The 6,692-nt window shown below is 40.0% G+C and carries 4 protein-coding genes, 2 tRNA genes and 1 pseudogene; 2 read left to right on the top strand and 5 right to left on the bottom strand.

Translation table 11 applies throughout. The features are described 5' to 3' along the window. Window positions 1-324: 324 nt before the first annotated feature. From ACZM60_RS14020 to ACZM60_RS14040, 5 genes and pseudogenes are all read right to left on the bottom strand, one after another. Window positions 325-1,518, bottom strand: a complete 1,194-nt coding sequence (locus ACZM60_RS14020; RefSeq protein WP_021971442.1) for a pyridoxal phosphate-dependent aminotransferase — start codon at window positions 1,516-1,518, stop codon at window positions 325-327. A gap of 72 nt (window positions 1,519-1,590) precedes the next feature. Next, entirely contained in the window at window positions 1,591-2,292 is a 702-nt protein-coding gene (locus ACZM60_RS14025) for a Bax inhibitor-1/YccA family protein (RefSeq protein WP_021971441.1), read from the bottom strand. Window positions 2,293-2,303: 11 nt separating this feature from the next. Further along, window positions 2,304-3,518, bottom strand: a complete 1,215-nt coding sequence (locus ACZM60_RS14030) for a bifunctional 3,4-dihydroxy-2-butanone-4-phosphate synthase/GTP cyclohydrolase II (RefSeq protein WP_340320077.1) — start codon at window positions 3,516-3,518, stop codon at window positions 2,304-2,306. 7 nt (window positions 3,519-3,525) lie between these two features. After that, window positions 3,526-5,430 carry an LptF/LptG family permease gene (locus ACZM60_RS14035; RefSeq protein ID WP_021971439.1) on the bottom strand — a complete coding sequence of 635 codons (1,905 nt, stop codon included), beginning with the start codon at window positions 5,428-5,430 and terminating at the stop codon, window positions 3,526-3,528. Window positions 5,431-5,508: 78 nt separating this feature from the next. After that, window positions 5,509-5,890, bottom strand: a pseudogene (locus tag ACZM60_RS14040) (START-like domain-containing protein). Between the two features lie 216 nt (window positions 5,891-6,106). Here ACZM60_RS14040 and ACZM60_RS14045 point away from each other — a divergent pair. Together ACZM60_RS14045 and ACZM60_RS14050 are read left to right on the top strand one after the other, a co-directional pair. Next, window positions 6,107-6,180: transfer RNA gene (locus tag ACZM60_RS14045), tRNA-Met, on the top strand. 36 nt (window positions 6,181-6,216) lie between these two features. Then, window positions 6,217-6,290, top strand: a tRNA-Met gene (locus ACZM60_RS14050). Window positions 6,291-6,692 lie beyond the last annotated feature (402 nt).

Below are 6,692 nucleotides of genomic sequence, written 5' to 3' on the forward strand. Positions count from 1 at the left end.
TGTTAATTTGTAATTAATTGTTTGTCAGACTTAAATATACAAAATAATTCGGTGATTACCAACTTTTAAAGATACTTTCTTATCCCGAACTCACGTAAAAAAATGTGCTGACGTTTTTCCCAATTCCTGCTGACGTTTACTTTAAATCATCGGGAGGTTATTCTTCAGAAACTTCCATCTTACTCCAATGCTCCCCAAACTGTAACTTGCCCATCCTGCATGGAACCATAAGAAAAACGATTAGCCACTGTCATAAAAACAAGAAAGGCTATCCTGACTTACGCCAGAACAGCCTATCTCCTCTTAAATGATTATTTCGAATAATTACTTCAAACGAGCCAAAGTTTCTTTGATACGACGCATAGATTCCACAATGTTTTCGTCGGAAGTTGCATAACTCATACGAATACACTCAGGAGCGCCAAACGAAGTACCACCAACACATGCTACATGACCAACTTCAAGCAAATACATTGCCAAGTCGTCTGCATTATTGATTACACGGTCACCATCTTTCTTGCCGAAGAAAGAGTCACACTTCGGGAACAGATAAAAAGCTCCCTGAGGAACATTTACCTCAAATCCCGGGATTTCCTTCGCCAGTTTCACAATCAAGTCACGACGACGTTCAAAAGCCTGACGCATTTCTTCTACCGGAGCCTGAGTACCGGTATAGGCAGCTTCAGCAGCTTTCTGAGAAACAGAACAAGGACCAGAAGTATATTGTCCCTGCAATTTGTTCACACCTTTTACAATCCATTCCGGACCAGCGATAAAACCAATACGCCAGCCTGTCATGGCATAGGCTTTCGAAACACCGTTTACAATGACTACACGGTCCTTAATTTCTGCAAACTGAGCAATGCTCTGGTGCTTTCCGATATAATTGATATGTTCGTATATTTCGTCGGCAACAACAATAACACGTTCGTGTTTAGCCAATACTTCAGCCAAACCTTTCAATTCTTCCTGAGAATATACAGAACCTGTCGGGTTGGACGGAGAACAGAGAATCAACGCACGTGTTTTCGGAGTGATGGCAGCTTCAAGCTGTGCAGGAGTAATCTTGAAATCCTGTTCGATACCGGCACGTACGATAACCGGAGTACCTTCGGCCAGCTTCACCATTTCCGGATAACTTACCCAGTAAGGAGCAGGCACGATTACCTCATCACCTTTATTGATCAAAGCCAGAATCGTGTTGCAGACAGACTGCTTTGCACCGTTTGCACAGCTAATCTGAGCAGCAGTATATTCCAAACCGTTTTCGTTTTTCAGTTTAGCAACGATCGCATTGCGCAAAGCTGGATATCCGGCTACGGGAGAATAACGAGAATAATTTTCATCGATAGCTTTCTTGGCAGCTTCTTTAATGTGATCGGGAGTATTGAAATCGGGTTCTCCGACACTTAAATTAATAACATCAACACCTTGTGCCTTAAGTTCACTACTTTTTTGTGACATAGCCAATGTCGCCGAAGGTGACAAGCTATTTAAACGATCTGAAAGTTGATTCATTGCCTTTGTTTTATTTAGTTCATAATTTTATGCAAAAAAAATCGTTTTCTTTTAAATAGAAAAAGATTTTGCTTACTTTCTGTCACCCAACAGGCGCAATAAGTAAAGAAAAAGATTAATAAAGTCGAGATACAGCGTCATGGCGCCCATCAGCGCAATCTTCTGTGTCGACTCATTAACTTCTATATCATCAGCAGTAAGCAACTGCTTGATTTTCTGTGAATCGTAAGCTGTCAGTCCTACAAACAGCAAGACTCCGATGCAAGAGATAACCAAGTCCATCATTGAGTTATGCAGGAACATATTTACCAGCGAAGCAATGATAATTCCGATTAGCCCCATGATACACAGATTACCGATACGAGTAAGGTCTTTCTTCGTCACATATCCATAAAGCGCCATGACAGCAAAAGTTCCTGCCGTGACAAAAAAGGTAGTAGCGATAGAACTCATGGTGTAAATCAGGAAAATAAATGCCAGCGTTACACCATTCAGAATAGAATATGCGATGAACAGAACGGTAGCCGTGCTGAAAGATATTCTATTGATACGGGCAGATAAATACCATACCAGTCCCAATTCGGCAATAATCAGTACCCAAAATGCCATCGAGTTCTGCATAATCATCGACAACAGAGTATACGATTTTGCGACATACATAGAAACGAAGCCTGTAATGACCAAAGCCAGTGTCATCCATGTATACACGCTACGCATCAAAGCTGCCTGTACAGCCTTGGAAGCATAAGTCTTAACTAAATTATTTGTTTCCATAGTTTTAATATTTATTTGTTAAAATGCAACGTATGTCCCATACGATCTTTTTTCGTATGCAGATAACGTTCGTTATATTTATTCGGGGTTATTTCAATAGGTACATTTTCCACAATCTCCAGTCCGTAAGCTTCCAGTCCCACACGCTTCACCGGGTTATTGGTGAGCAGGCGCATTTTATGAATGCCGATCTCACGTAAAATCTGAGCACCGACACCATAGTCACGTTCATCCGCCTGATGTCCCAGACAGATATTAGCGTCAACCGTATCCATACCTTCTTCCTGCAGCTTATATGCTTTCATCTTTTCCATCAGACCGATGCCTCGTCCTTCCTGAATCAGATAGATAATGGCCCCTTTACCCTCTTTGTCTATCATCTGCATCGCCTTATGAAGCTGGTCACCGCAGTCGCAGCGCAAAGAACCGAAGATATCTCCTGTAGCACACGATGAATGTACGCGTACCAGTACCGGTTCATCCGGTCCAAATTCACCCTTAATCAAGGCAACATGTTCCAGTCCGTTACTTTTCTGACGGAACGGTATCAGACGGAAATGTCCGAATTCGGTCGGCATGTCCACTTCTACTCCTTTTTCTACAAGCGATTCCTGCTTCAAACGATAAGCAATCAAATCTGCAATTGAAATAAGTTTCAATCCATATTCATCGGCCATCTTACGAAGTTCCGGAAGACGAGCCATTGTTCCATCTTCGTTCATGACTTCCATCAGTGCACCGGCAGGATACAGTCCAGCCAATTTTGCCATATCAATACAAGCTTCTGTATGTCCGGCACGACGCAATACACCTTTATCCTGTGCATAAAGCGGATTAATATGTCCAGGACGTCCGAAAGTTCCGGGTGTGGAAGCGGGATCAGCAAGTGCACGAATCGTAGCGGCACGGTCGGCAGCAGAAACTCCTGTACTACAACCTTCCAGCTTATCAACAGTAACGGTAAACGGGGTTCCCAGCATAGATGTATTGTTTGTAACCTGATGTGGCAGGTCGAGTTCTTCACAACGCGACAAAGTAACAGGAGCACAAAGCACTCCTCTTGCATGTTTCAACATGAAATTGACTTTTTCGGGAGTAATCAGCTCGGCAGCGATAATTAAATCGCCTTCGTTTTCACGATCTTCATCGTCGACAACGATAACGAATTCACCTCTGCGAAAATCTTCGATTGCTTCTTCAATGGTATTCAATTTGATCTTGTCCATAGTGCTATTATTGTAAATATAATTGTTGATTTCTTATTTGTTCTATTATACTTTGATTGTTCTTTATAATTGTTCTCAAGTCTTTATCCAGACGAATCCGGTATCGCCAGATATTCAGATAAAGCAATAATCCGGCAGGTATTACGATACCAAACAGCAGGTTCAGCCAGCGATTGTCGAACAAGCTCTTATGTGCTTTAACCGACAGGAAAGGATAATTGTTCAACAAGTTCAGCAAAACGGCATCTTTCGTATTCGACAGTTCCTCGATGACCGTTTCCATCTTTTTATTAATCTCGGCAATTGCATCATCATGCTTGTTGTTGGTAAATATCTGAATGTAATTAGGCATTCCTTTCAGACGATGATTTTCCAGATATACCGTACAGTCACGACTGATTTCTTCCAGTATATCCATATCTTTCTGATATTCGGGAGTATGAATGATAACTTCTTTCTTAAACAAATGTCTGGATTGACGTATGCCAAACAGCTTACGGAAGAAAGCAGCATATACATCTATGTTAAAGACTACAGAATCTTTATTCGATTTATACGTAAAGAAAGCTCCCAAAGGTGCCAGCACAATAGTACTCATCCATGTTCCCAGGACAATATTCATTTCACCACTCTTGGCAACACGCGTGGCTCCCGAGTCTATAATATAGTAAATTACAAAAATCAATACGGAAATTACTACCGGCATACCCAATCCACCCTTCCGGATAATAGCTCCCAAAGGCGCACCGATAAAGAAAAATATAATACATGCCAGTGACAAGGTAATCTTTTTATGCCAGTCGGAACGGTGTGAACGAATATTGTTATCGGTATCTTTGGTAAGAAAACTCTTCATATCCCAGTCGGAAGCCAACGAACTGATACGGTTACCGGTAGTAGTCAACACCTTCAGCTTTTCCTGAGAAGTCATGGAGTTATAAATGCTGTCTGTATTAATAAAAGCAACTCTTTCTTCTTTCATCTTGGTAGAATCGGCTGGTGTCAAGACAGGACTCCGGTAAGTAGTAGACATAATATCAGTATACATCGAACGACCTACACTATCAGCATGCACTGTTAACGAATCGATTGCGACCGATATTTCATGCATATTTTTAATATCGGAGCGACGGTCCAGAAAACTTCCGTCTACCATATTAAACTCAGAGCTGAACTTTATCAGTGTATGCTTTTCTTTAAATGTTTCTCGACGATACGGAACATTACGTGAAATGACAGACTGAGATTTCAAGTTCTCAAACTGCTCTCCATTATATAAATGCAAAAACAGATGCTGCTTGTCTGCTGTCAGCTCCAACTTACCTTCTGCCGCCCAAATGATATGAGCATTCTCAAATCCATCCGAAAAATTATAGATAAGTATATCTTTCAGCATACCAGTTTTACGGTCCTTCTGCTTCACATAAATATTATATCCATCGATATCACTATAAAATACACCTTCAGGTATGTCCACCTCTGGAGATTTCTGTTTCATGGATACCAGCAAAGTCCACAATTGTTTCTGTGCCCGGGGGCCAATGACATTCTGAAAGAAAAAAGACATACCTCCCAAAAAGACACAAAATAAAACTACCGGACGCATAATGCGCAACAATGGAATGCCTGCCGCTTTCATAGAAAGCAACTCATAACGCTCTCCAAAGTTACCGAAAGTCATCAGAGCTGCCAGCAGAATTGCAAGAGGAAGAGATAAGGGAATCAAAGTCAGACCTGAGTAAAAGAAAAACTGGGCCAGTACATTTATCTCCAACCCCTTCCCTACCAGTTCATCTACATATCTCCATAAGAACTGCATCATGAAGATAAACAAACAGATGAAAAAAGTTCCTGCAAAGAGCAATAAAAAGCTCTTTAGTACAAATATATCAAGTTTTTTTATGCGTAGCATTCCTTATATTATCATTATAGCGCACAAAAGTAGCATAAAAAATGGAGAGGAGGATGATGTTTTATATTATTTTTGGAATTATACCCCACATATTCTTCTCAGAATTTCTATTTGAGAATCCCACAAGTTTTTAGCATCTTCCTCTTCCTCAGGAATTGCAAAATCGGTAACTTCCAATGAATGGTCCTTCGTTAGTTCATTATAATGTATTTTTAACTCGAAATAAGTTTTAGGTTCTTCGTCTACCCAATGAAAACGAATAAAAGATTCTGTACGGCAAATTGAGGATTTCAGCATTACGCATCTCAGTTTTTCCCCACTTGAATGTATAAGTCTTATTTACTTTTGAAACATTATCAGCAAACCATCTCTGTAAACCAGAAGGAGTACTAATGGCTCCCCAAAGAATACTTCCAGAAGCCGGATTTAAAGGATATTCGATACGTATTTTCTTTTTCATAGATTTCATACTTCTTGTATAGTTAGATATAAGATAACATCGGCAAAATAAATTATTTTTTTGTATTCTACATAATGAATCGTATTTTTTTACTATTCAACACATAAATATCTTCAGAGGAGAAATAAAAGCGACATAAATTGAAAAAAAATGCCGTTACGTATTGCACAATTAAAAAACTTAACTTACCTTTGCACCCGCAAACGAAAAACAAATGGCGGGATAGCTCAGCTGGTTAGAGCGCATGATTCATAATCATGAGGTCCCCGGTTCAATCCCGGGTCCCGCTACAGAAAAGTTTGCAATAAATATTTTTATGAAATAATGGCGGGATAGCTCAGCTGGTTAGAGCGCATGATTCATAATCATGAGGTCCCCGGTTCAATCCCGGGTCCCGCTACAAAGCTTAAAAGCTTAGATATAAGGCATTTGGGAGGCTTCCACTCCTGGGTGTCTTTTTTGTTTATATAGTTCCTTGCACAGATTTTGCACAAAAATTGAGGTAAAATGGTGATAATCATTAAAATCGTAAGAAAAAACCACCTCAAAAGTATCTTTCTTTGCTTTTCTTCAATTTACTTGCTTTTTCTTAACGGTATGTCCTGCACACTGCTTGAAGATGTCCGATGATGAGGCTTACATTATATATATTGTATGAAAACGAATCTTCTTGCACAAAAAATTGCACAAATGAATATAATAAAGAAGGTGTGTCAAAAAGCACACCTTCTTTTTTAGCACAAAGCCCCGACTTTCACAAGCTGGGGCTTTGTTATTACCTAAAGATTTTGTATCTTTAAGC

It is taken from the genome of Phocaeicola sp. (genome assembly GCF_057861905.1).

What these genes read in the sequence shown, in the direction of transcription:
- ACZM60_RS14020 (WP_021971442.1), bottom strand. Translation starts at nt 1,518, where the DNA reads ATGAATCAACTTTCAGATCGTTTAAATAGCTTGTCACCTTCGGCGACA.
- ACZM60_RS14025 (WP_021971441.1), bottom strand. Translation starts at nt 2,292, where the DNA reads ATGGAAACAAATAATTTAGTTAAGACTTATGCTTCCAAGGCTGTACAG.
- ACZM60_RS14030 (WP_340320077.1), bottom strand. Translation starts at nt 3,518, where the DNA reads ATGGACAAGATCAAATTGAATACCATTGAAGAAGCAATCGAAGATTTT.
- ACZM60_RS14035 (WP_021971439.1), bottom strand. Translation starts at nt 5,430, where the DNA reads ATGCTACGCATAAAAAAACTTGATATATTTGTACTAAAGAGCTTTTTA.